The organism is Streptomyces sp. HM190 (assembly GCF_009857135.1).
GTDB classification, from domain to species: Bacteria; Actinomycetota; Actinomycetes; order Streptomycetales; family Streptomycetaceae; genus Streptomyces; species Streptomyces heilongjiangensis.
The window spans coordinates 2,195,784-2,218,864 of sequence record NZ_CP047318.1; the positions used below are offsets into that span (position 1 = coordinate 2,195,784).

A 23,081-nucleotide genomic window follows, 5' to 3' on the forward strand; every position below is an offset into this window, starting at 1 on the left:
CCGGACGGTCTCCCTCGATCATACGGCTCCGAGCGCCCGATCGGGGGGCCTGTGGCGTACTCCATCCGCCGCCGCGCCCCTGATCAGGGGGCACGGCACCGCAGACGCTCACGCCTCGGCGGCCCCCCGGGCCTCTCCGAGCACGTGCAGTTGCGTGGCCACGGAGTGGAACGCGGGCAGTTCCGCGGCCGCGGCCTCCAGCTTGAGGAGGGCGTCCAGGGCGCCCGGTTCCGTGTCGACGAGGACACCGGGGACGAGGTCGGCGAAGACCCGGACGCCGTGGACGGCGGTCACCGCGAGGCCCGCGTTCTCGACGAGCGCGGTCAGCTGCTCGGCGGTAAAACGGTGGGGTACGGGATCACCCTCGCCCCAGCGTCCGTTCGGGTCGTCGAGTGCCTGCCTGGCCTCCTTGAAGTGCCCGGCGAGGGCGCGGGCGAGCACCGCGCCGCCCAGTCCGGCGGCGAGCAGGCTGAGGATGCCGTCGGGGCGCAGCGCGGCGACCGCGTTGCCGAGGCCCTCGGCGGGGTCGTCGACGTACTCCAGGACGCCGTGGCACAGCACCGCGTCGTAGCCGCCGCGCTCGACGACGTCGAAGAGGCCGTGGGCGTCGCCCTGGACCCCCCGCACCCGGTCGGCGACGCCGGCCTCGGCGGCCCGGCGCTCCAGTGCGAACAGCGCGTTGGGGCTGGGGTCGACGACGGTGACACGGTGACCGAGGCGGGCCGCGGGCACCGCGAACCTGCCGCTGCCGCCGCCGGTGTCGAGCACGTCGAGCGACTCCCGCCCGGTGGCCTTCACACGGCGCTCGAGGGCGTCCTGGAGAACGTCCCAGACCACGGCGGTACGGAGGGAGGCGCGGGGGCGCGACGGGTCCGACACGGCAGTTGACTCCTCGGCGCGGCACCGCCTGGTGTGCGGCGGAGCGGTGGGCTTGCTGGTTCCGTCGGCGGCCGGGGCCGTGACGGAGACGCGGGTGCCCCCAACCCTAATGGGCGGCGCCGGGACAGTCGGTCAGCCCGCGTCCGGGACGCCTCCTCCGCCGTCCCGGGGCTGGGGCAGGACCGGCTGGAGCACCAGTGTCCGCTCGACCAGGCGCAGGAACATCGCCACGTCGCGTATCAGGTCGTCGGCTTCGCGCGCGCTCGCCGCGCCCCGTATGCCCGCCTCGGCCCGCGCCCGGCGGGCGGCGCCGGAGGCGAACAGGGCGCTCCACTCGGCGAGTTCGGGTGCGATCTCGGGAAGCACCTCCCAGGCGCTGCGGATCTTCGCCCGCCGTTTCGGGGTGGGCTCGGGGCGGCCACGGGCGGCGAGCACGGCGGCCGCGGTGCGCAGGGCGGCCAGGTGGGCCGTCGCGTACCGCTCGTTGGGGGCCTGGAGGGCGGACGCCTCGTCGAGGCCGGCGCGGGCCTGGGCGAGCAGGTCGAGGGCGGCGGGCGGGGCGGTCGCCCGGCGCAGCACGGGGTGCACGTCGCTCGCCGGGCCGGTCAGTGAGGGGGCAGGGCCGGTGGCACGGCGCCGGTTGCCGGCTGCTGCGTGGTACGTGGCCATGACGAACCTCCTGTCGTCTGCGTGACGGCATGCCCCGACACGGGGTGCCGTATGTGCCCATCGTGCGGTATGCCACTGACAATCCGAACCGACCTGGGCTTTTGCCTCGATCGAAGGTTCGGGGTACTTTTGCACTGACCAGTCAGTTCAAAAGGCACGAGGGGGTCCGGAGCACATGGACGAGCCGCCCACGACGGCCGCGGCGCCCACCGGGGAGGGCGGCGGCGTCGCCGTCGGCGCCGAGGGCTTCGGCATGAAGGGCCCGCGCGGGTGGGTGTTCCGAGGGGTGGGGTTCGAGGCCGAGCCGGGTTCGTTGATCGCCGTCGAGGGTCCCTCGGGGTCGGGCCGGACCTGTCTGCTGCTCGCCCTCACCGGGCGGATGAAACCGAGCGAGGGGCACGCCACGGTGGGCGCCCTGCGGCTGCCGAAGCAGATGGCCGCCGTCCGCCGGGTCAGTGCCCTCGCGCACGTCCCCGGTGTCACTGACCTCGACCCGGCGCTCACGGTCGGGGAGCACCTGCGGGAACGCGCGCTGCTGCGGCGGCGGTTCGACGGCTCCCTGCGCGGACTGCTGCGGCCCCGCCGTGAGCGGGCGGCCGAGGCAGAGCACCGGATCGACGCCGCGCTGGCCGCCGCCGGGCTCGACCGGGCCTCGCTGCCCAAGGGGGACCGGACCGCCGTGCGCGACCTGGACCGGGTGGAGGCACTGCGGCTCTCGCTCGCCCTGGCCCTCATCGGCCGGCCCCGCCTGCTCGGCGTCGACGACACCGACCTGAAACTCTCCGAGGCCGAACGGACCGGGGTGTGGGCCCTGTTGCGCTCCCTCACCGAGGCCGGGACCACGGTCGTGGCGGTGTGCAGCGAGGCCCCACAGGACGCGCTCGTCGTGTCCACGGCGAAGAAGAAGGAGACCGGGACGGGGGCCCGCACCGGGGCCACGACCGACGCGGAGACCGAGACCGGCGCCACGACCGACACCGAGGCAGCCGCCGCGACCGGGGCCGGCGCCGAGGCCGGCACGGAGGCCGGCACCGAGAGCGACCGCGGCGACGACGACAAGGAGATGGGCGATGCGTTCGCCGAGACTCGCCTCGCTTGAGCTCAGGCGGTTCGGGCGCGGGAAGCTCCCGCGCGCCGCGCTGGCCTCGCTCATGCTGCTGCCGCTGCTGTACGGCGCGCTGTACCTGTGGTCCTTCTGGGACCCCTACGACCGGCTGGACCGCGTCCCGGTGGCGCTGGTGAACGACGACACGGGGGCGTCGGTCGGCAAGCAGAAGCTCAGGGCCGGCGACGACATCGCCCGGGGCCTGCGGGACAGCGACACCTTCGAGTGGCACGAGGTGAGCGCCGAGCAGGCCCGCGCGGGCGTCGAGGACGGCACGTACTACCTGTCGCTGACCATGCCGTCGGACTTCAGCCGGCGCATCGCGTCCAGCTCCGGTGACGCGCCGGAGACGGGCGCCCTCCAGGTCCGCACGAACGACGCGAACAACTACATCGTCGGGCAGATCTCCCGGACCGTGTTCTCCGAGGTGCGGACGGCGGCGTCGACGAAGACGTCGCGGTCGTTCCTGGACCGCATCTTCATCTCCTTCTCCGACATCCACGACAAGACGCAGAAGGCCGCGGACGGGGCCGACGATCTCAAGGGCGGCATCGACAAGGCCGAGAAGGGCTCCAAGGACCTCGCCGACGGGCTGAAGGCCGCCAAGGACGGCAGCGGCAAGCTGTCCGGTGGCCTCTCCGACCTGGACCAGGGCGCGGGCGACCTCCAGGACGGCGCCCAGCAGGTCGCGAACGGCACCCGGAGCCTGGCCGACAAGGTCAACAAGTCCGCCGACCAGGTCCGGCCCTTCCTCGACGAGAACAGCGACACGATCGCCGACACCGCCACCCTGGTCGCCGACTCGGCGGCGACGATCCGCAACCACCTCTCCGCGTTCGTGACCACGGCCCCGGCCGCCGCGACCGGCACCCGGACCGCCTCCGACACGCTCGACGACGTCTACCAGCGGCGCTGCGAGGACCCGGCGCTGCCGGACGCGGCCTGCGCGGACCTGAAGAAGGCGAAGGAGGCGGCCGGGGAGGCCGCCCGTCTCGCCGAGGACGTCAACACCGTGGTGAAGAACTACGACGGTGACCTGAAGGCCTTCAAGAAGGACCTGACGACCCTGGAGCGGCAGGCCCGCGCCCTGGCGAAGGCCGCGCCGAACCTGTCCGGGGACCTCGACGACGCCGTGACCAAGGTGAACGCCCTCAACAAGGGCGCCACGAAGGTCGCCAAGGGCGCCAGGACGCTGCACACGGGTCTGGGCGCCGCCAGGACGGGCGCCGAGGACCTCGACACCGGCGTCGGCGACCTGAAGACCGGCGCGAACGACCTCAAGGGCGGCATGTACAAGCTGGCCGACGGCTCCGGCAAGCTCGCGGGCGGGCTGCACGACGGGGCCGACCGGATCCCGGACTACGACGAGCAGGACCGCGACCGGCGCACCGAGGTGATGGCCGACCCGGTCCGCCTGGCCGCCCAGGACCTCCACAAGGCGCCCAACTACGGCACCGGGTTCGCCCCGTACTTCATCCCGCTGTCGCTGTGGGTGGGCGCGATGGTGGCGTACATGCTGATCCCGCCGCTCAACCGGCGGGCCCTCGCGGCGGGTTCCCCGGCCTGGCGGATCGCGCTGGCGGGCTGGCTGCCCGTCGCCGCCCTCGGTGTGCTGCAGACGGTCGCGCTCATGGCGGTGCTGCACTGGGCGGTGGGCCTGCAGATGGCGCGGGCGGCCGGGACGGTGGGCTTCCTGTTCCTGGTGACGGCGTGCTTCGCGGCGATCGTGCAGTGGCTGAACGCGCGCTTCGGGGCCGCGGGCCGGATCCTCGTCCTCGCGTTCCTGATGCTCCAGTTGACGTCCGCGGGCGGCACGTACCCCGTGCAGACCAGCCCGGACTTCTTCAACGCCGTCCACCCGTTCCTGCCGATGAGCCACGTCGTGGACGCCCTGCGGCGGCTGATCACCGGCGGCGGTCTGGGCCCGGTCTGGCAGGCGTGCGCCGTGCTGGTGGCCTTCACCGCGGGCGCGCTCGCCCTGACCGCCGTGTCGGCCCGCCGCAAGCAGGTGTGGACCCTCGACCGACTGCACCCGGAGCTGACGCTGTGACCGCGCACCGCACGGTTCCTGTGACAATCAGGGCCATGGAAAGCAGCAACGCCCCCGGCGGCGCAGGCGGGGGCCGCCGCGAGGCGACCCGGCAGAAGCTCTACGAGGCGGCCGTCACGCTCATCGCGGAGCAGGGGTTCTCCGCCACGACGGTCGACGAGATCGCCGAACGCGCCGGCGTGGCCAAGGGCACCGTCTACTACAACTTCGCCAGCAAGTCGGTCCTCTTCGAGGAGCTGTTGCGGCACGGCGTGGGGCTCCTCACCGCGTCGCTGCGGGACGCGGCCGACCGCAGCGCCGAGGGCGGCGGCAGCAGGGTCGACGCCCTGGACGCGATGATCCGGGCCGGACTGGTCTTCATCGACCGCTACCCGTCGTTCACGCAGTTGTACGTGGCCGAGCTGTGGCGGACCAACCGGGCGTGGCAGTCCACGCTCATGGTCGTCCGGCAGGAGGCCGTCGCGGTCGTGGAGAAGGTGCTCCGCGAGGGCGTCGAGGAGGGCGAGCTGAGCGACGAGATCGACATCGGTCTCACGGCGTCGGCCCTGGTCGGCATGGTCCTGGTGGCCGCCCTGGACTGGAAGGCCTTCCAGCCGGAGCGCTCCCTGGACGACGTGCACGCGGCGCTGTCGCGGCTGCTGCAGGGCCGGGTCGGCGGCAACCGGTAGCCGCCACCGGGGCGGGCGCCCGCGCCGTGCACCGGGGCGCCCGCCCGTACGCGAACGAACGAGAGCGCCGGTGCGCAGTGGCCGCGTCCCCCGCGGGCCACCTCGAACCGGCGCGTCCCCGTTCCCCCTCGTTCCCCCGCGTCCCCCGCTCCCCTTTCCCCCGTGTCTCGCTCCCGCCGACCGTCGAAGCCTCGACCCCGCCCGCGGAAGGAGCGGTCGGAGCGCGGGGTCCGTTCCGCCGCCCCGTGCCGGCGGTTCCGGAACCACGCCCGTCCCGTGCCTCAACTCTCCCCTCCACGCGGAAGTGAGCCCATCCGCGCGGCTACTCATCTCCCCCCGTAGGTACGCGTACTCAGCCCTGCGCACTCACCCCCACACCGCCCGGTGCCCCTCTGGGCCCGGCGACGTCCGCGCGGATACTCGCCCGGTGCCGGTGCGCCCTGTGCGGCCTGCGCACGGGCCGGGGACCGGTTGTCGGCGGCGCCCGCTAAGGTCGCAGGCATGGCAAGGATTGCGGTGATCGGCGCCGGTCTCGGCGCCATGGCGGCAGCCGCCCGGCTGGCCGTCGCGGGCCACCGGGTGGTGGTGTACGAGCGCACGACGACCTACGGCGGTGCGGTGGGCCGGTACGAACGCGACGGCTTCGCGTTCGACACGGGCCCGGCGCTGCTGCCCCTGCCCGCCGTCTACCGCGACCTGTTCCTGAAGACCGGCAAGGAGCCGCTGGAGAAGTGCGTCGAGCTGGTCCAGGTGGACCCGGCCGCACGGCACGTCTTCGCCGACAGCACGGACCTGCGACTGCCGAACGCCTCCCGCGCGGGCGTGGTCGCCGCGCTGAACACGGCGCTCGGCCCCGGGGCGGGCGACCGCTGGGGCGACTTCCTGGTCCGGGCCCGCGAGGCCTGGGACCGCACCCGGCGGCCCCTCCTGGAGGAGCCGCTGTGGCCGGACTGGCAGGTCCTCGCCGAACGCGAGCCCTACCCGGCGGTGCCCCACAAGCGGCTGCTGCGCACCCGCCGTGCCGGCACCCTCGCCGAGGTCGGCGCCCTGGAGTTGCGAGACCCCCGGCTGACGGCCCTGCTGGAGAGCCACGCCCTGGCGTACGGACTGGACCCGCGCACCACCCCCGCGAGCGCCGCTGTCCTGCCGTACATGGAGCACGCCTTCGGCGTCTGGTACGTCCGGGGCGGGCTCCGGGAGCTGGCGCGGGCCGTGTACGAGCGGTGCCTGGCCCGCAGGGTCGAGTTCGTCTTCGACACCGAGATCACCGGGATCGTGGAGAAGGACGGCCGGGCGGCCGGGGTGGAGTGGGCGGACGGGACGGTGGCCGAGGCGGACTTCGTGGTCGCCGGGGTCGCGCCCGAGGTCCTGGACCGCGCGGTACGGCAGTCCGTCGTCCGGGGCCCCGGCGAGGTGCCGGCGCAGCGGGTGCGGACGAGTCGGCTGACCGTGCTGCTGGCACTGCGCGGGGGCCGGCCCGAGGGCACTGCGCACCGCACGGTGGTGCACGCGGAGGACCGCGACGGCGAGCTCGACCTGCTGTTCGGCACCTCGTCCGGGACGCTCGCGCGGCCCACGGTGACGGTGGTGCGCCCGGACGATCCGGCCTGGGTGCCGGACCCCGGGCACGAGGCGATCGTGCTCGGCGCGGTGGTGCCCGCCCGATCCGGCGGGGACGGACCCACGGCCGGGTCGGAGTTCTTCGAGCAGTACGCGCAGGCGGTGATCGACGCAGCCGAGCGGGCGGTGCCGGGTCTGCGCGACCGGCTCCTCTGGCACGAGGTGCGCACCCCCGCGGACATCGAGCGGGCGACCGGCGCGACGGGCGGCGCGGTCCCGGCCCCGGCACTGGCCGCGGGCGACGGCAGTCTCCTGCAGCCGTCCAACACCACGGCCCTGCCGGGCCTGTTCACGGTCGGCGGCTGGTCGCACCCCGGCGGCGGTCTGCCGCACGCCGGCATGTCCGGCTCCCTGGTGGCGGGCCTGATCGTGGAAGGACCGGGCTTCCGCGGCTCACAGTGACGGCGGGCGGCCGCCGCAACCGGCCGGGTACGCCGTGCCGGCCGGGAACAGCCGGTCAGAAACGGTACTGCTGCTCGTCGTACCCGTTGCCGTTGCCCTGGTACGGGTACGACTGGTCCGACGGGAGATCCGACCCGAACGGGTCGTCGGTGTTGCGCTGTTGCGGGACCCAGACCCCGCCGGGCGGGGTCTCGCCGGCGTACCCGCCGTCGCCGTAATGGTCCTGCCCGTACCCCTGCTGGCCGTACCCCTGCTGGCCGTAAGAGGCGGTGGCGTCGTAGGTCTGAGTGCCGATGTACGGGTCGGAGTAGGCGGCGTACTGCTGCTGGGACTGGTCGTAGCCGTAACCCTGCTGGTCGTAGCCGTAGTAGGCGAAGGCCTCGTCCTGGGCCTGGTCGGCGTTCGCGTAGGGCTGGCCCGGTGCCGCGGCGTACGCGGTGTCGTCGTCGCGGTAGACGCCGTAGGTGCTGGTGTCGTCGGGCATGGGCTCCGGCGAGTACACGGTGGCCGCGCCGGAGGGGGCGGACTTCGGGCGTACGAAGACGTCGTCGTCCTGGTCCAGCGGGTCGTCGTCCTGCTGGTACGTTCCGGCAGTCGAGGTCTGCAGGTCGGAGACCTCCAGGCCCGGGTCCTGACGCTCCGGCTCGCCCCGGCGCCGCTTCTTGCCGGGCTTGCCCGCGGGGGCCTCCGCGCCCTCACCGGAGCGTGGGCGGACGGCCCACCCCGCCTCGAAGCCCCGGCGGAACGACAGGGTCACGTACGTCTGGCCGACCGCGAAGGTGATCGCGCCGACCCCGATGACGATCACGTTGGGCATCAGGACGCCGAGGACGACACAGAGGAACCCGACGAAGGCGAGCAGCCTCCACCGCAACCGCGCCTTGTACTGCAGCAACACCTCGCCCAGCAGCCACAACGCTACGACGCCGAACGCGATGTAGAGGACCGTCCAGCCCATGTACGCCCCTCTCCCTGTGGCCGCTACGCAGTGTGTCGTACGCGAGTGCGACCGGTCTAGGCCCTCGGTGGGTGGTGCAGGCCCAGGTTCTCGTAGATTTCCAGAGTCGCGGTGGAGTTGTTCAGGGTGATGAAGTGAAGTCCTGGGACTCCCTCGTCCAGCAGCCTCGCGCAGAACTCCGTGGCGAACTCGATGCCAATGGAGCGTACAGCGGCCGGATCGTCTTTGGCTGTGACGATCCGCTCTTTCAGGGCGTCCGGGATGGCCGCGTTGCTGAGTTGGGGCAGCCTTTCCAACATCTTCACGCTGGTGACGGGCATGACCTCAGGGATGACCGGGGTCTCGCAGCCGGCCTTCGCGACCGCGTCCCTCAGACGCAGGTACGACTCCGGGTGGAAGAACATCTGGGTGATCGCGTAGTCGGCGCCGGCCCGGCACTTGTCCACGAAGTGGGCCACGTCGGAGTCCCAGTCGGGGGACCGGGGGTGCATCTCCGGGAAGGCCGCGACGCCCACGCAGAAGTCACCCGACTCCTTGATGAGGTGGACGAGTTCGGCGGCGTACGTCAGGCCCTGGGGGTGCGGCACCCAGTCGGCCATGGGATCGCCGGGCGGGTCGCCGCGGACCGCGAGCATGTTGCGGATACCGGCGTCCGCGTACTGGCCGATGATGTTGCGCAGTTCGGCGATCGAGTGGTCGACGGCGGTGAGGTGCGCGACCGGGGTGAGCGTGGTGTCCGCGGCGATCTGCTCGGTCGCCCGGACGGTGCCGGCTCGTGTGGAACCGCCCGCCCCGTAGGTCACGGAGACGAAGCTGGGGGCCACCGCCTCGACCCTGCGGAGGGCGTTCCACAGGTTCCGCTCGCCCTTCTCGGTCTTGGGGGCCCAGAACTCGAAGGAGTACGTGGTCCTGCCCGTGGCGAGCATGTCCCGCACCGTCCGTGCGCGGTCAGTCCTGGTGGAGGCGGTTCCTAGGGCCATAACCGCAGGTTAGTCAGGTCGGGCCCGTCCCCCAACCAGAGAACCCCGTTTTGTCCGCTTTATCGGTCGGGATGTCCACGCCTTGGACACCCGGACGGCATGCGGTGTCACAGGGCGCGCAGGCGTGCGGCGAACTGTGCCGTCGCGGCCGCGGGATCGTCGGCCTCGGTGACGGCGCGGACGACGACGACCCGTCGGGCGCCCGCCGCGACGACCTCGTCGAGGTTGCCGAGGTCGATCCCCCCGATGGCGAACCAGGGGCGGTCGGTGCCCAGCGCGGCGGTGTACCGCACGAGGTCGAGGCCGGGGGCGGGCCGGCCGGGCTTGGTGGGCGTGGGCCAGCAGGGGCCCGTGCAGAAGTAGTCCACGCCCTCCTGGACGGCGGCCGCCGCGGCCTCCTGCTCGGAGTGTGTGGAGCGGCCGACGAGGACGTCGTCACCGAGGATCGCGCGGGCGGCGGGCACGGGGAGGTCGCCCTGGCCGAGGTGCAGGACATCGGCGCCGCCCGGGTGCGCGGCCCGTGAGGCGTGCGCCACGTCGGCCCGGTCGTTCACGGCGAGCAGCTTGCCGTGGCGGCGGCACGTCTCGGCGAACAGCTCCAGGAGCTCCAGCTCCCGTGCCGCCTCGATGCCCTTGTCGCGCAGCTGGACGATGTCCACGCCGGCGCCGAGGACCGCGTCGAGGAACTCCGGGAGGTCTCCCTGGCGCTCGCGGGCGTCCACGCAGAGGTAGAGCCGGGCGTCGGCGAGCCGGGCAGCGGCGTCGGTCATGGATGAGTCCCCCGTGGGCGGTGCCGTGTCGGTGCGGCGTGCGGCGGCCGGGCGCCGAGGCGGGCCCGGCCGCCGCACGCCGCACGGTGCTGTTCAGGTGGTGCGGTGGTACGGGTCCTGCCGGTGGTGCGGCTTCTCAGCCTTCGGTGATCACACGGCGAGCGCCTGCGCGCGGCGCTTCACCTCCGTGCCGCGATTCTCGCTGAGGGCCTGGGCCGGGGTGCCGGGCAGGCTCGGGTCGGGGGTGAAGAGCCACTCCAGCATCTCTTCGTCGGTGAAGCCGTCGTCCTTGAGCAGCGTCAGGGTGCCGGACAGGCCCTTGACGACCCGGTCCCCGTCGATGAAGGCGGCGGGGACGTGCAGCGCGCGGTTCTCACCACGGCGTACGGCGATGAGCTGGCCCTCCTTGACCAGCTGCCGCACACGCGTCACCTCGACGCCGAGCATCTCGGCGATGTCGGGGAGCGTCAGCCACGCGGGGACGAGAGCATCGATCTTTGCGTCAATCTCGGTCACGTCACCAAGACTGCCATCTGGGACTGACAGTGGGTAGCCGGGTGGGGCCCTCCGGGGGGCGGACGCCGAGGTGGAGGCGGGGCGCGGCGGTCGCGCTACGTTGTCGCCGCCTTCAGGGGCCGGGCCGGGTCCGCGAGCAGGGCGGGGTCCATCGGGGTGCCCGACTCGATGAGGCGGCGGCCCTGGGCGAGGTCCCTCGGCCGGCCGACGGCGAGCAGGGCGACCAGGCGCCCCTCGCGCAGCCAGCACACCGTCCAGGCCGCGCCCGCGGGGTCCCCGCGCCGGACCAGGGTGTCGCCGGCGGGGTGGTGCCCCGCGTACTGGACGAACCGGCCGAACTGCTCGGACCAGAAGTACGGGACGGGGTCGTAGGGCTCGGGCGTCTCGCCGACGATGTTCGCGGCGACCGTGCGGGGGCCCTGGAGGGCGTTGTCCCAGTGGTGGACCAGCAGGCGCTCGCCGTAGCGGCCCGAAGGGAAGGAGGCGCAGTCGCCGACCGCGTAGACGTCCGGCGCCGAGGTGCGCAGGTGGTCGTCGGCGATCACGTCGCCGTGGGGACCCAGCTCGATGCCGGAGTCCCGCAGCCAGGCCGTCGCGGGGCGTGCCCCGATGCCGACGACCACGGCACCGGCCGGGATCCGGGAGCCGTCGTCCAGGACGACCGTCCCCGGCTCGACACGCTCCACGCGCGCGTGGGTCCGCAGCGTGGTGCCGCTGTCGGCGTACCAGGCGGTCATCGGCGCGGCCACCTCGGCGGGCAGCGCCCCGGCCAGCGGCCGGTCGGCGGCCTCCACGACGGTCACCGCGCAGCCCGCCTCCCGCGCGGCGGTCGCGAACTCCGCGCCGATCCAGCCGGCGCCCACGACGACGATGTCGCGCTGCTCGGCCAGGACGGGGCGCAGCCGCTCGGCGTCGTCCAGCGTGCGCAGCAGGTGCACGCCGGGCACGCCCTGCACGCCCGGCAGCCGGACGGGTTCGGCGCCGGTGGCCAGGACCAGCACGTCGTACGGGACGGGCCCCGCGGCGGTGTCCAGTTCGCGCGCGGCGGGGCGGACGCCCAGGACCTCGCGGCCCAGCCGGAGTTCGATGCCGAGCGCCTCGAAGTCGACGTCGAACGCGGAGTGCTCGGCCTTGCCGAGCAGCACGGCCTTGGACAGCGGCGGCCGGTCGTACGGCTGGTGCGGCTCGGCGCCGATCAGTGTCACCTCGCCGGGGAAGCCCTGTTCACGCAGGGCGACCGCGGTCTGCACCCCGGCCATGCCCGCACCCACGACGACGACCCGGCGTGCCGTCGTCCCTCCCGCTGCCCGTGTCTGCTCGTTCACCTGATCACCATAGACACCTGACGATCCGTCAGTCAGCGGTCGTGTGCCGTGCCCTGCTCCACAGCGCCGTCCGCCGCCTCGATCTGCTCCACCGTGCTCGTCCCGCTGCCCGGCCGCGACTCCCACTCCCAGGTCTCCTTCAGCCGCACTCGCCCGTCGGGCAGTTCCACCACCCGGGACACGCAGTGCCCCGACGCGGTCGTCCCGTCGGTCCGCAACTGGATGTAGCGGAAGTCCAGCCGGTCACCCTCACGGGTACCCAGAAGATGGCCGCGTACGACGTCGCCGCCCGCGTAGTCGGCCCAGATCTGACCGTCCTTCTCGTGGTACGCGAACCGTGTGCGGGTGCCGACCTGACCTGGGGCCTGGTCGGCCACGGGGGCGAGGACGAGTCCGTCGAGCGAGCGGGCCATGGCGGGAGGCTCCCTTACTGGGCGATACGGCACGGGCTAGGGTGGGCCACCGTAGAGCACTCGCGGGAGCCCGGGCGCACCGGGCTGAGAGGGAGGCTGGCGGCCTCCGACCGTACGAACCTGATCCGGGTCATGCCGGCGAAGGGAGGGGCTGGATGCCCATGTCGCGTACGCACACCTCAGACGTCCTCGTCGTGGGGGGCGGGATCATCGGGCTGGTGACGGCCTGGCGGGCCGCCCAGCGCGGGTTCACCACCACCGTCGTGGATCCCGGGCCCGGCGGCGGGGCGGGCCAGGTCGCGGCGGGGATGCTCGCCGCGGTCACGGAACTGCACCACGGCGAGCAGACCCTGCTGGGGCTCAACCTGGAGTCCGCGCGCCGCTACCCCGACTTCGCCGCCGAGCTGACCGAGGCGACCGGCCTCGACCTCGGCTACCGCCGCTCCGGGACGCTCGCCGTCGCCCTCGACGCCGACGACCGGGCCCATCTGCGTGAACTGCACGCCCTGCAACGCCGTTCGGGCCTGGAGTCGGAGTGGCTGAACGGGCGCGAGTGCCGCCGCCTGGAGCCGATGCTGGCACCGGGCGTCCGCGGCGGGCTGCGGGTCGACGGGGACCACCAGATCGACCCGAGGCGGCTCTCCAGGGCCCTCGTCGCGGCCTGCGAGCGGGCCGGGGTCGTGTTCCACCGGGCCTGGGCCGAGGAGCTGTCCGTGGTCCGGGGGCGGGCCGCCGGGGTCAGGGCCGACGACGGCACCGGACTGACCGCGGGGCGTGTCGTCCTGGCCGGGGGCAGCCACAGCGGGCGGCTCGCGGGCGTCCCGGACGACGTGCTGCCGCCGGTGCGTCCCGTGAAGGGGCAGGTGCTGCGACTGACCGTGCCGGAGCGGTACGCGCCCTTCCTGACCCGGACCGTGCGGGCGGTGGTCCGCGGCAGCCACGTCTACCTGGTGCCGCGCGAGGACGGCGAACTCGTCGTCGGCGCCACCAGCGAGGAGCTGGGCTGGGACACCACGGTCACCGCGGGAGGGGTGTACGAGCTGCTGCGGGACGCCCACGAACTCGTCCCCGGCATCACCGAGCTGCCGCTCACCGAGACCCGCGCGGGACTGCGCCCCGGCTCCCCTGACAACGCCCCCCTCCTCGGCCCCACCGCACTCGACGGCCTGCTCCTCGCGACGGGCCACCACCGCAACGGCGTCCTCCTCGCCCCGGTCACCGGCGACGTGCTGGCCCATGTCCTGGTCAGTGGTGAACTGCCCGAGGTGGCACGGGACTTCACACCGCTGCGCTTCAGGACCGGCGCGCGCCGGGAACTCTCGGAGCAGACCGTATGAGCGCCGCGGACCGTACCGACGCCCTGACCGTCCTCGTCAACGGGGAGCGCCGGCGTGTCGCGCCCGGCACCGCCCTCGACACGCTGGTCCACACGCTCGGCGCGTCCCCGTCCGGGGTCGCCGCCGCGCTCAACGAGACCGTCGTCCCGCGCGCGCAGTGGCCGTCGACGCTCCTGCGCGAGGGGGACCGCGTCGAGGTCCTGACCGCCGTCCAAGGAGGCTGACCCGTGGCAGACGACCCCTTCGTCCTCGGCGGTACGACCTACGCGTCCCGCCTGATCATGGGCACTGGCGGCGCGCCCAGCCTGGACGTGCTGGAGCGGGCGCTGGTGGCCTCCGGCACGGAGCTGACGACGGTCGCGATGCGCCGGGTGAACGCCGCCGTGCACGGCTCGGTGCTCTCGGTGCTCGACAGGCTGGGCATCCGGGTGCTGCCCAACACCGCCGGCTGCTTCACGGCGGGCGAGGCCGTGCTCACCGCACGGCTCGCACGGGAGGCGCTCGGCACGGACCTGGTGAAGCTGGAGGTCATCGCCGACGAGCGGACCCTGCTGCCGGACCCGATCGAGCTGCTGGACGCCGCGGAGACCCTGGTCGACGACGGTTTCACCGTGCTGCCGTACACCAACGACGACCCGGTGCTCGCGCGGAGGCTGGAGGACGTCGGCTGCGCCGCGATCATGCCGCTCGGGTCGCCGATCGGGTCCGGGCTCGGGATCCGCAACCCGCACAACTTCCAGCTGATCGTGGAGCAGGCGCGCGTACCGGTGATCCTGGACGCGGGTGCCGGTACGGCGTCGGACGCGGCGCTCGCGATGGAGCTGGGGTGCGCGGGTGTCATGCTCGCCTCGGCGGTGACGCGGGCGCAGGAGCCGGTGCTGATGGCGACGGCGATGCGCAACGCGGTGGAGGCGGGCCGCCTCGCCCGTCGGGCGGGCCGCATCCCCCGGCGCCACTTCGCCCGCGCGTCGTCCCCCGGCGAGGGCCTGGCCCGCCTGGACCCGGAGCGGCCGGCGTTCTGAGGGCGGTCCCCCGGCCGGGTGCGGGACGGTCACAGCTCTGCTGCAGTACGCCCCCACCGCCACGGAACGCGTGGGGGTGTCCGCGGCGGCTCGTAGACTCAGCCGCGTGGACACGACCCTTCAGGACCCGCTTGTCGGCCAGGTGCTCGACGGCCGGTATCGAGTCGAGGCGCGGATCGCGGTCGGCGGGATGGCCACGGTCTACCGGGCCGTGGACACCCGCCTGGACCGGGTGCTCGCGCTCAAGGTGATGCATCCGACGCTGGCCGCGGACGGTTCGTTCGTGGAGCGGTTCATCCGCGAGGCCAAGTCGGTGGCGCGGCTCTCCCACCCGAACGTGGTGGGGGTCTTCGACCAGGGCACCGACGGGTCGTACGTGTACCTGGCCATGGAGTACGTCGCCGGGTGCACCCTGCGTGACGTGCTGCGCGAGCGGGGCGCCCTGCAGCCGCGGGCCGCGCTGGACATCCTGGAGCCGATCCTCGCCGCCCTGGGCGCCGCCCACCGCGCCGGTTTCGTGCACCGCGACATGAAGCCGGAGAACGTGCTGATCGGGGACGACGGCCGGGTCAAGGTCGCCGACTTCGGGCTGGTCCGTGCCGTGGACACCGTCACCAGCACCACGGGCACCGTGCTCGGCACGGTGGCCTACCTGGCCCCGGAGCAGCTGGAGCACGGCACGACCGACACCCGCGTGGACGTGTACGCGTGCGGCGTGATGCTCTACGAGATGCTCACCGGCGGCAAACCCCACGGCGGGGACACGCCGGCCCAGGTGCTCTACCACGCGCTGCACGACGACGTGCCGCCGCCGTCGGCCGCCGTGCCCGGCCTGCCGTACGAGCTGGACGAGCTGGTCGCCTCGGCGACCGCCCGCGGTCCGGAGCTGCGGCCGTACGACGCGGTCGCGCTGCTCGCGCAGACGATCGAGGCGCGGTCGGCGCTGAGCGTCGAGCAGCTGGACGCGGTGCCGCCGCAGGCGAGGACCGCCGGGCACGACAACGCGGAGGACCGCACGAGCGTCATCCCGCGGTCGCTGACGGTGTCCCGCTCGGCGGGGCTCGACGGGATGAACCGGACGAGCCGGTTCGAGACGCCCCCGCCGCCCGCCCGGCGCGGAGGCGGCACCCCGGCCCGGCGGGGGATGCTCGCGGTCGTCGCGGCCGTGCTGCTCGTCCTCGGCGTGGGCGGGGGCATCTGGTACATCAACTCGGGCCAGTTCACCAAGGTCCCGGCGGTGCTGGCCCAGCCGGAGGCCGTCGCGAGGGAGCGGATCGTGGGTGCCGGGCTCGGCGTCACGGTCGAGCGCGCGTTCAGCGACACCGTCACGCGCGGCGAGGTGATCCGCACCGACCCGGAGCCGGGCGACCGCATCCGGGACAACGACACGGTCACGCTGACGGTCTCCAAGGGCCCCGAGACCGTGGCCCTGCCCGACCTGAAGGGCTACCGGCTGGACAAGGCGAGGGACCGGCTCAAGAGCGACGGGCTGGAACCGGGTCTGGTGACGCGTGAGTTCAGCGACGAGGTCGTCAGGGGTCAGGTGATCCGCACCGAGCCCGGCGCCGGGACCAAGGCGTCCTCGGGTTCGGCGGTCGCGCTCGTGGTCAGCCGGGGCGCCCCGGTGGAGATCCCGGACGTGTCCGGCGCCTCGGTCGAGGACGCCACCGCCACGCTGGAGGGCGAGGGCCTGAAGGTGAAGGTCGCCCCGGGGCGGGTCAACTCCGAGTTCGACAAGGGCCTGGTCGCCGAGATCTCCCCGGGCGTGGGCAAGCAGGCCGGCGCGGGTGACACGGTCACGCTGACGCTCTCCAAGGGTCCCGAGATGATCGAGGTGCCGGACGTCGTGGGCGACAGCGTCGACGACGCCACGCGGAAGCTGGAGGACGCGGGCTTCGAGGTCGACGAGGACCGGGGGCTTCTCGGCCTCTTCGCCGACGAGGTCAAGGGACAGTCGGTGGACGGCGGCGAGACGGCTCCCAAGGGCTCGACGATCACCATCGAGATCGGCTGACCCCGGTCCACGGCGGCCGGGGCCCCGCGCGGGGCCCCGGGGAACCCTCCGCCGTCCGGGTGGCTTCCGCCGCATGACACCCTTGTGCGGTGAGTACTGAGCAGTCCCCCGGCCGCAGCCCCTCCTCCCCCGCGTCCGCTCCCGTCTCGCCCCTCGCCCCCGTGCCCGGGGCCGCGCGCAACCCCGTCGGCGGGCATGTGCCCGTCGCCGGCGGGCTGAACTCCGTCGGCCTGGCGTACGCCAGGGAGCTGGGGGCCGAGACCGTGCAGGTCTTCGTCGCGAACCCGCGGGGCTGGGCCACCCCCGTCGGCAACCCGCGGCAGGACGAGGAGTTCCGGGCGGCCTGCGCGGCCGAGTCGATCCCCGCGTACGTCCACGCCCCGTACCTGATCAACTTCGGCTCGCACACCGAGGCGACGGTCGAGAAGTCCGTGGAGTCGCTGCGGCACTCGTTGCGCCGGGGCCGGGAGATCGGCGCCCTGGGCGTGGTCGTGCACACCGGGAGCGCGACGGGCGGCCGGGACCGTTCGGTCGCGCTGGAGCAGGTGCGCGCACACCTCCTGCCGCTGCTGGACGAGCTGACCCACGACGACGACCCGTACCTGCTGCTGGAGTCGACCGCCGGCCAGGGCGCCTCCCTGTGCTCGCGGACGTGGGACTTCGGCCCGTACTTCGAGGCGCTCGACGCCCACCCGAAGCTCGGCGTCTGCCTGGACACCTGCCACATCTTCGCGGCGGGCCACGACCTGACCGGTCCCGACGGCATGCACCGGACTCTGGACCTGCTGGTGGACACGGTCGGCGAGGGCCGGCTGAGGCTGATCCACGCCAACGACTCCAAGGACGTCGTCGGCGCGCACAAGGACCGCCACGAGAACATCGGCTCCGGCCACATCGGCGAGGACCCGTTCCGCGCGCTGATGACCCACCCGGCCACCGAGGGCGTCCCCCTGATCATCGAGACCCCCGGCGGCAAGGAGGGGCACGCGGCGGACGTGGAGCGTCTGAAGAAGCTCCGCGACGGCTGAGGAGCGGGCCGGACCTGCTCGGACTACTGCCCCTGGCCGGAGCGGGCCGGCCCCGGTCAGAGTTCGGGGCCCTCCCCCGGTTCCTCCTGGTAGGAGTAGCGCTGCTCGCGCCAGGGGTCGCCGATGTTGTGGTAGCCCCGCTCCTCCCAGAAGCCCCGCCGGTCGGCGGTCATGTACTCGATGCCGCGGACCCACTTGGGGCCCTTCCAGGCGTAGAGGTGGGGCACGATGAGGCGCAGGGGGAAACCGTGCTCGGCGGTGAGCAGCTCGCCGTCCTTGTGGGTGGCGAAGATCGTGCGGTCCGAGGCGAAGTCGCTGAGCCGGAGGTTGGAGCTGAAGCCGTACTCGGCCCACACCATCACATGGGTGACCTCGGCGGCCGGAGGCACGGTCCGCAGGATCGTCCGGGCGGGGATGCCGCCCCACTCCGCGCCGACCATGCTGAACTTCGTCACGCAGTGCAGGTCGGCCACGACGGAGGCGTACGGCAGTGCGGTGAACTCGTCGTGGGTCCAGCTCCGCTTCTCGCCGTCGGCGGTGGCGCCGAAGACCCGGAAGTCCCAGCGCTCGGGCCGGAACTTGGGGACGGGGCCGTAGTGCGTCACCGGCCAGCCGCGCTGGAGTCGCTGTCCCGGCGGAAGCTGCGGCTGTGCCGCGTTCTCAGATGCGCGATCTCCCGACTCGCGTCCCACCGGCTGACCCATGACTCCATCCTGACAGACCCCGGCTCGTGCACATGACCAGGGGCCGCCCGACTCGGACAAAACAAACTAAGGCTGGGCTAACTTACTAAGCTTGCACTTACTGGACGATCTTCAACGCCGGTGCAATCATCGCGGCGCAACCTCCCAGTTCCCCGCTTGGAAGGAGCCTTTGCGATGCAGGGCGACCCCGAGGTCATCGAATTCCTCAACGAGCAGCTGACCGCCGAGCTGACCGCGATCAACCAGTACTTCCTGCACGCGAAGATGCAGGAGAACTTCGGCTGGACGAAGCTCGCCAAGTACACCCGGCACGAGTCGTTCGACGAGATGAAGCACGCCGAGGTCCTCACCGACCGGATCCTGTTCCTGGACGGCCTGCCGAACTACCAGCGGCTGTTCCACGTCCGGGTGGGCCAGACGGTGAAGGAGATGTTCGAGGCGGACCGGCAGATCGAGGTCGAGGCGATCGACCGCCTCAAGCGCGGCATCGAGGTGATGCGGGCCAAGGGCGACGTGACGTCCGCGAACATCTTCGAGTCGATCCTCGCCGACGAGGAGCACCACATCGACTACCTGGACACCCAGCTGGAGCTGCTGGAGAAGCTCGGCGAGGCGCTGTACATCGCACAGCTGATCGAACAGCCGGAGAGCTGATTCCTCGGGTCGAGGGACGGTCCGAGAGACCGCGCCGGACGGGCCGGGCGGCTCGGGCGGCCTAGGCGGCTTCCTCGAGTTGCCGCACCTCGGAGAGGGCGGGCTGCCCCTGGTCGGCCGACTCACGGCGCGGGCAGGCACCCCTCCCGAGGATCGCCTGGATGCGGCGGACGCACGAACCGCAGTCCGTGCCCGCCTTGCAGGCCGACGCGATCTGGCGAGGGGTGCAGGCGCCGTCCGCCGCGTGCTTCTTGACCTGCTGCTCGGTCACACCGAAGCAACTGCAGACGAACACGCGGTCCACCTCCCGCCGGGATCGATACGTCACGCCACCCCGAACGATGATCGGTGAGGCTAACCTAACCTTACCCGGCGGCCAGGGAGCGCAAAAGTGGAGTGGGGCGCGGATCGTATGTGATCCGCGCCCCACTCCACTGTGTCGTCACGCCCGTACTGGTGCCGCGGCAGGCGGCGTTCTGCCCGCGTCGAGGAGCGGCGTTTGGTGCGTGCTCCCGGCGTGCCGGGCGCACGTCCTCGTACGGGATGTACTCGGGCTTGTGCCCGGTGCGGCGGGAGTGCGTGCCAGGCGTCGCGACGGGGCGAACGTTGCCTGACGGGGCACTAGAAGGCTGATGAAGATCTTGGTGAGGGGCTGTCCGGCCGTCAGGCCGGACAGGCCTCCGGTCATGTACCGGCTGGTGCGATGTGCCAGGTGCCACTGGTGTGGGTGAGTCCGAGGTTGATCAGTCGGCGGAGGTTGAGGGCGGCGGCCCGGGTGTGGAGCCAGGTGTCGTTCTTGATGGTGCCGCGGTAGCGCAGGCGCCGGTTGCCGTGGTGGACGAGCCAGGCGACGGCGCGTTCGACCGGTGGCCGCCAGCGGCGGTAGTCGGCCTGCCGGGCGGGGTCGGTGGCCTGGTGGCGGGCGGCTGTCTGGAGGTCGTGGTGCGGGCGGATGGTCAGGATGCGTCCGGCCCTGGCTTTGGTGCACTGCTCGCGCAGGTGGCAGCCGGTGCATAAGTTGCCGAAGATGGCTTTGCGTTGGCGGTGCTGCCCGCCGGGGTCGGACAGGGCCACGGTGTGTCCGGCCGGGCAGGTCACGGTGGCGGTGGTGGTGTCGATGGCGAAGTCGTCGAGGGTGAAGCCGCCGGGGACGGCGGGCCGCAGCGGTGCGGGCTTGAGGAACAGCCGGTGCCCTGCCCGGTGCAGGGCCTGGCGGGCGTCGCCGGTGGAGTAGGCGGTATCACCGAAGGCGTCCACCGGTGTGTCCTCCTCGGCAAGCAGGTCCAGTCCGACGGCGGCCTCGTGGTGTTCGGGCCCGGCGCCGGGCCGCAGGGCGACGGCGGTGTACAAGCCGGTCTCGGGCTCGACGGCCAGGTGGGCCTTGAAGCCGTCCTGCCGGTGGGAGCGGGTCTTGTGCACGTGCCGGGCTTCCGGATCGGCGGTGGAGACCATCCGGTTCGGGGCGGTGCCTTGGGTGATGCGCCAGCGTCCGTCGCGGCCGTCGGAGTCCTCGGCGGGCTCGACGTCCTGGCCGGCGACCAGGGCCAGGATGCCCACCGCGTTCGCGGCTTTGTCGCCGAGCTGCTGGTCGGGCAGGTGGCCCAGCAGCCGCAGGGCATCTGTGACCAGTGCGTCGACCAGCTCGGCGCGGGCCTGCTCGTCGTTCCAGGCGATGCGGGGCTTGCCCGGGCCGGTGTAGTCGTGCGCGGTGCATCGCGCAGAGGCGACCGCTTCGGCGCCGGGGACCTCGCGGATCACCGCGCGGACGGCGGCGATGATCTGGGTGACGGTGTCCTGGGTGGCGACCGCGTCGTCCAGCACGGTGGAGTCCAGCGCCCGGCGGTGCCTGCCCTTGAGGACGCCGGTGGCCTTCACGACCTCGCGCACGGCCTCGAAGATCCGGTTCGGGCGGGCGGAACGGGCCAGCCGGCGGCGGAAGTAGGCCAGCAGCGACGGATCGAACGCCATGTCGTGAAGTCCCAGCCCGCATGCGGCCTTCCACCGCAGGTCGCACCGCAGTTCCTGCACCGTCTCGAAGTCCGACAGCCCGTGCAGGGCCTGCAAGGTGATCGCGGCGGCCAGGATCTGCGGCGGCATGCTCGGCCGTCCGTTCGCCGACGGGTACATGTCCGTGAACATCTCAGCCGGGAACAGCTCGCCACGATGCTCGGCCAGGAACGCGAACACACTCCCCCGCCGGAATCAGTTCCCGGCAGGTCTCCCACACGTCCGGCCCGACCGTCTCGCCGACCCACTCACCCATCGCCACATGACGAGTCTGGCCCTGCCGCTGACACGGCAGGGCCAGAACCCAAGATCTTCATCAGCCTTCTAGTCGCGGTACAGCTCCGCGACCAGGAAGGCCAGGTCGAGGGACTGGCTGCGGTTGAGCCGGGGGTCGCAGGCGGTCTCGTAGCGCTGGTGCAGGTCGTCGACGAAGATCTCGTCGCCGCCGCCCACGCACTCGGTGACGTCGTCACCGGTGAGCTCGACGTGGATGCCGCCGGGGTGGGTGCCCAGCGCCTTGTGGACCTCGAAGAAGCCCTTGACCTCGTCGAGCACGTCGTCGAAGCGGCGGGTCTTGTGGCCGGAGGCCGCTTCGAAGGTGTTGCCGTGCATCGGGTCCGTCACCCAGGCGACGGTCGCCCCGGAGGCCGTGACCTTCTCGACCAGCTCGGGCAGCTTGTCGCGGACCTTGTCCGCGCCCATGCGCACGATGAAGGTGAGACGGCCGGGCTCGCGCTCCGGGTCGAGGCGATCGATGTACTGCAGCGCGTCCTCGGCGGTGGTCGTCGGGCCGAGCTTGATGCCGATCGGGTTGCGGATCCTGGACGCGAACTCGATGTGCGCGTGGTCCAGCTGCCGGGTGCGCTCACCGATCCACACCATGTGCGCGGAGACGTCGTACAGGTGCCCCGTGCGCGAGTCGACGCGGGTCAGCGCCGACTCGTAGTCCAGCAGCAGCGCCTCGTGCGAGGAGAAGAACTCGACGGTGCGGAACTCCTCCGGGTCGGCCCCGCAGGCGTGCATGAAGTTCAGCGCGTTGTCGATCTCACGGGCGAGCTGCTCGTAGCGCTGGCCGGACGGGGACGACTTCACGAAGTCCTGGTTCCAGGCGTGGACCTGGCGCAGGTCGGCGTAGCCGCCGGTGGTGAAGGCGCGCACGAGGTTCAGCGTGGAGGCGGAGGCATGGTACATCCGCTTCAGGCGCTCGGGGTCCGGTACGCGGGCCGCCTCGGTGAAGTCGAAGCCGTTGACGGAGTCGCCCCGGTAGGTGGGCAGGGTCACGCCGTCGCGGGTCTCGGTCGGCTTGGAGCGCGGCTTGGAGTACTGGCCGGCGATGCGGCCCACCTTCACGACGGGGACGGACGCCGCGTACGTGAGGACGGCACCCATCTGGAGCAGCGTCTTCAGCTTGTTGCGGATGTGGTCCGCCGAGACGGCGTCGAAGGCCTCGGCGCAGTCGCCGCCCTGGAGGAGGAACGCCTCTCCCTTGGCGACGGACGCCATCCGGGCGCGCAGCTGGTCGCACTCGCCCGCGAAGACGAGCGGCGGATACGACTCGAGCTCCGCAACGACTGCGCGCAGAGCCTCGGGGTCGGGGTACTCGGGCTGCTGCGCCGCGGGCAGGTCTCGCCAGGTGTTGCCAGCGCTCGCGCTGGACTTAGCGTTCACGGTCACGACGTCCACATTACGGGGTCATGTCGGGCGTCCATTCCCCTGCTCATCAAGTGAGACGGACCCCGCTCGATCGGGACGGGACCCGCGGGCGCGGCTCGTGGCGTCCGCGGGACCGTCTCCGGTAGGGTGCGGCGCATGGTCGCGCACTCGAACCAGAACTGGTGGTGGACCGCTCATCCGGCGGCCCACTGACTGCGCGTACGCACGACTTCGCGAAGGCCGCCCGAGGGGCGGCCTTCCGTGTTTCCACCACCGGGCCGTCCCTCCTCGACCACCGCACTGGTCA

22 protein-coding genes, 1 pseudogene and 1 riboswitch are annotated in these 23,081 nt (G+C 72.7%); of the genes and pseudogenes, 11 read left to right on the forward strand and 12 right to left on the reverse strand.

The features are described 5' to 3' along the window. Window positions 1–108: 108 nt before the first annotated feature. Both GSY65_RS09165 and GSY65_RS09170 read right to left on the reverse strand, forming a co-directional pair. On the reverse strand, window positions 109–879 hold the full coding sequence (locus GSY65_RS09165; protein WP_159766856.1) for a methyltransferase: 771 nt from the start codon (window positions 877–879) through the stop codon (window positions 109–111). Between the two features lie 132 nt (window positions 880–1,011). Beyond that, window positions 1,012–1,548: an SAV_6107 family HEPN domain-containing protein gene (locus GSY65_RS09170; protein ID WP_159766857.1), complete on the reverse strand. Its 537-nt coding sequence runs from the start codon at window positions 1,546–1,548 to the stop codon at window positions 1,012–1,014. 175 nt (window positions 1,549–1,723) lie between these two features. Between GSY65_RS09170 and GSY65_RS09175 the strand changes: the two genes are divergently transcribed. The 4 genes from GSY65_RS09175 to GSY65_RS09190 all read left to right on the forward strand — a co-directional run bounded on the left by GSY65_RS09175 (window position 1,724) and on the right by GSY65_RS09190 (window position 7,393). Then, complete coding sequence (locus GSY65_RS09175) at window positions 1,724–2,647, forward strand: ATP-binding cassette domain-containing protein (RefSeq protein WP_159766858.1); 924 nt, start codon at window positions 1,724–1,726, stop codon at window positions 2,645–2,647. Then, on the forward strand, window positions 2,619–4,703 hold the full coding sequence (locus GSY65_RS09180) for a YhgE/Pip domain-containing protein (RefSeq protein WP_159766859.1): 2,085 nt from the start codon (window positions 2,619–2,621) through the stop codon (window positions 4,701–4,703). The genes GSY65_RS09175 and GSY65_RS09180 overlap by 29 nt, the downstream gene beginning before the upstream one ends. Window positions 4,704–4,738: 35 nt before the next feature. Beyond that, complete coding sequence (locus tag GSY65_RS09185) at window positions 4,739–5,371, forward strand: TetR/AcrR family transcriptional regulator (RefSeq protein ID WP_159766860.1); 633 nt, start codon at window positions 4,739–4,741, stop codon at window positions 5,369–5,371. A 501-nt stretch (window positions 5,372–5,872) separates the two neighbouring features. Beyond that, on the forward strand, window positions 5,873–7,393 hold the full coding sequence (locus GSY65_RS09190) for a phytoene desaturase family protein (protein WP_159766861.1): 1,521 nt from the start codon (window positions 5,873–5,875) through the stop codon (window positions 7,391–7,393). A gap of 55 nt (window positions 7,394–7,448) precedes the next feature. On the opposite strand, the gene GSY65_RS09195 is transcribed toward GSY65_RS09190, so the two are convergent. The 6 genes from GSY65_RS09195 to GSY65_RS09220 all read right to left on the reverse strand — a co-directional run bounded on the left by GSY65_RS09195 (window position 7,449) and on the right by GSY65_RS09220 (window position 12,355). Continuing rightward, window positions 7,449–8,351 carry an SCO2102 family sporulation regulator gene (locus GSY65_RS09195; protein WP_159766862.1) on the reverse strand — a complete coding sequence of 301 codons (903 nt, stop codon included), beginning with the start codon at window positions 8,349–8,351 and terminating at the stop codon, window positions 7,449–7,451. Between the two features lie 56 nt (window positions 8,352–8,407). After that, window positions 8,408–9,331, reverse strand: a complete 924-nt coding sequence (gene metF / locus GSY65_RS09200) for a methylenetetrahydrofolate reductase [NAD(P)H] (RefSeq protein ID WP_159766863.1) — start codon at window positions 9,329–9,331, stop codon at window positions 8,408–8,410. A gap of 107 nt (window positions 9,332–9,438) precedes the next feature. Next, window positions 9,439–10,101, reverse strand: coding sequence for a thiamine phosphate synthase (thiE, locus tag GSY65_RS09205; protein WP_159766864.1), 663 nt, complete (start codon window positions 10,099–10,101; stop codon window positions 9,439–9,441). 150 nt (window positions 10,102–10,251) lie between these two features. After that, window positions 10,252–10,617, reverse strand: a complete 366-nt coding sequence (locus GSY65_RS09210; protein WP_159766865.1) for an Rv2175c family DNA-binding protein — start codon at window positions 10,615–10,617, stop codon at window positions 10,252–10,254. 95 nt (window positions 10,618–10,712) lie between these two features. After that, a complete protein-coding gene (locus GSY65_RS09215; RefSeq protein ID WP_159766866.1) occupies window positions 10,713–11,942 on the reverse strand; it encodes an NAD(P)/FAD-dependent oxidoreductase in 1,230 nt (409 codons plus the stop codon). Window positions 11,943–11,974: 32 nt separating this feature from the next. Continuing rightward, entirely contained in the window at window positions 11,975–12,355 is a 381-nt protein-coding gene (locus tag GSY65_RS09220) for a hypothetical protein (RefSeq protein WP_159766867.1), read from the reverse strand. Window positions 12,356–12,407: 52 nt separating this feature from the next. Continuing rightward, window positions 12,408–12,519, forward strand: a riboswitch (TPP riboswitch). Here GSY65_RS09220 and thiO point away from each other — a divergent pair. The 5 genes from thiO (at window position 12,517) to GSY65_RS09245 (ending at window position 17,756) form a co-directional block, all read left to right on the forward strand. After that, on the forward strand, window positions 12,517–13,692 hold the full coding sequence (gene thiO / locus GSY65_RS09225) for a glycine oxidase ThiO (RefSeq protein WP_159775730.1): 1,176 nt from the start codon (window positions 12,517–12,519) through the stop codon (window positions 13,690–13,692). Its footprint overlaps the riboswitch before it by 3 nt. A gap of 23 nt (window positions 13,693–13,715) precedes the next feature. Next, window positions 13,716–13,916 (forward strand): sulfur carrier protein ThiS, encoded by a 201-nt coding sequence (gene thiS / locus GSY65_RS09230; protein ID WP_159775732.1) that lies wholly within the window; start codon window positions 13,716–13,718, stop codon window positions 13,914–13,916. A gap of 3 nt (window positions 13,917–13,919) precedes the next feature. Beyond that, a complete protein-coding gene (locus tag GSY65_RS09235) occupies window positions 13,920–14,714 on the forward strand; it encodes a thiazole synthase (RefSeq protein ID WP_159766868.1) in 795 nt (264 codons plus the stop codon). A gap of 106 nt (window positions 14,715–14,820) precedes the next feature. Then, on the forward strand, window positions 14,821–16,728 hold the full coding sequence (gene pknB, locus GSY65_RS09240; protein WP_201452487.1) for a Stk1 family PASTA domain-containing Ser/Thr kinase: 1,908 nt from the start codon (window positions 14,821–14,823) through the stop codon (window positions 16,726–16,728). An 89-nt stretch (window positions 16,729–16,817) separates the two neighbouring features. After that, the gene (locus tag GSY65_RS09245; RefSeq protein ID WP_201452488.1) at window positions 16,818–17,756 is read left to right on the forward strand and encodes a deoxyribonuclease IV; all 939 of its coding nucleotides are present in this window, start codon (window positions 16,818–16,820) and stop codon (window positions 17,754–17,756) included. A gap of 56 nt (window positions 17,757–17,812) precedes the next feature. On the opposite strand, the gene GSY65_RS09250 is transcribed toward GSY65_RS09245, so the two are convergent. After that, window positions 17,813–18,460, reverse strand: coding sequence for a sulfite oxidase-like oxidoreductase (locus GSY65_RS09250; RefSeq protein ID WP_159766870.1), 648 nt, complete (start codon window positions 18,458–18,460; stop codon window positions 17,813–17,815). Between the two features lie 174 nt (window positions 18,461–18,634). Between GSY65_RS09250 and bfr the strand changes: the two genes are divergently transcribed. Then, on the forward strand, window positions 18,635–19,114 hold the full coding sequence (gene bfr, locus GSY65_RS09255; protein ID WP_055521109.1) for a bacterioferritin: 480 nt from the start codon (window positions 18,635–18,637) through the stop codon (window positions 19,112–19,114). 61 nt (window positions 19,115–19,175) lie between these two features. On the opposite strand, the gene GSY65_RS09260 is transcribed toward bfr, so the two are convergent. The 3 genes and pseudogenes from GSY65_RS09260 to GSY65_RS09270 form a co-directional block, all read right to left on the reverse strand. Then, window positions 19,176–19,409, reverse strand: coding sequence for a (2Fe-2S)-binding protein (locus GSY65_RS09260; protein WP_159766871.1), 234 nt, complete (start codon window positions 19,407–19,409; stop codon window positions 19,176–19,178). A gap of 389 nt (window positions 19,410–19,798) precedes the next feature. After that, a pseudogene (locus GSY65_RS09265) lies at window positions 19,799–21,304 on the reverse strand (IS1182 family transposase); the annotation flags it as partial. 141 nt (window positions 21,305–21,445) lie between these two features. Continuing rightward, window positions 21,446–22,795: a class II 3-deoxy-7-phosphoheptulonate synthase gene (locus GSY65_RS09270; protein ID WP_159766872.1), complete on the reverse strand. Its 1,350-nt coding sequence runs from the start codon at window positions 22,793–22,795 to the stop codon at window positions 21,446–21,448. 135 nt (window positions 22,796–22,930) lie between these two features. On the opposite strand from GSY65_RS09270, the gene GSY65_RS34660 reads away from it, so the two are divergent. Continuing rightward, the gene (locus tag GSY65_RS34660) at window positions 22,931–22,987 is read left to right on the forward strand and encodes a trp operon leader peptide (protein ID WP_159775736.1); all 57 of its coding nucleotides are present in this window, start codon (window positions 22,931–22,933) and stop codon (window positions 22,985–22,987) included. The last annotated feature ends 94 nt before the right edge of the window (window positions 22,988–23,081 follow it).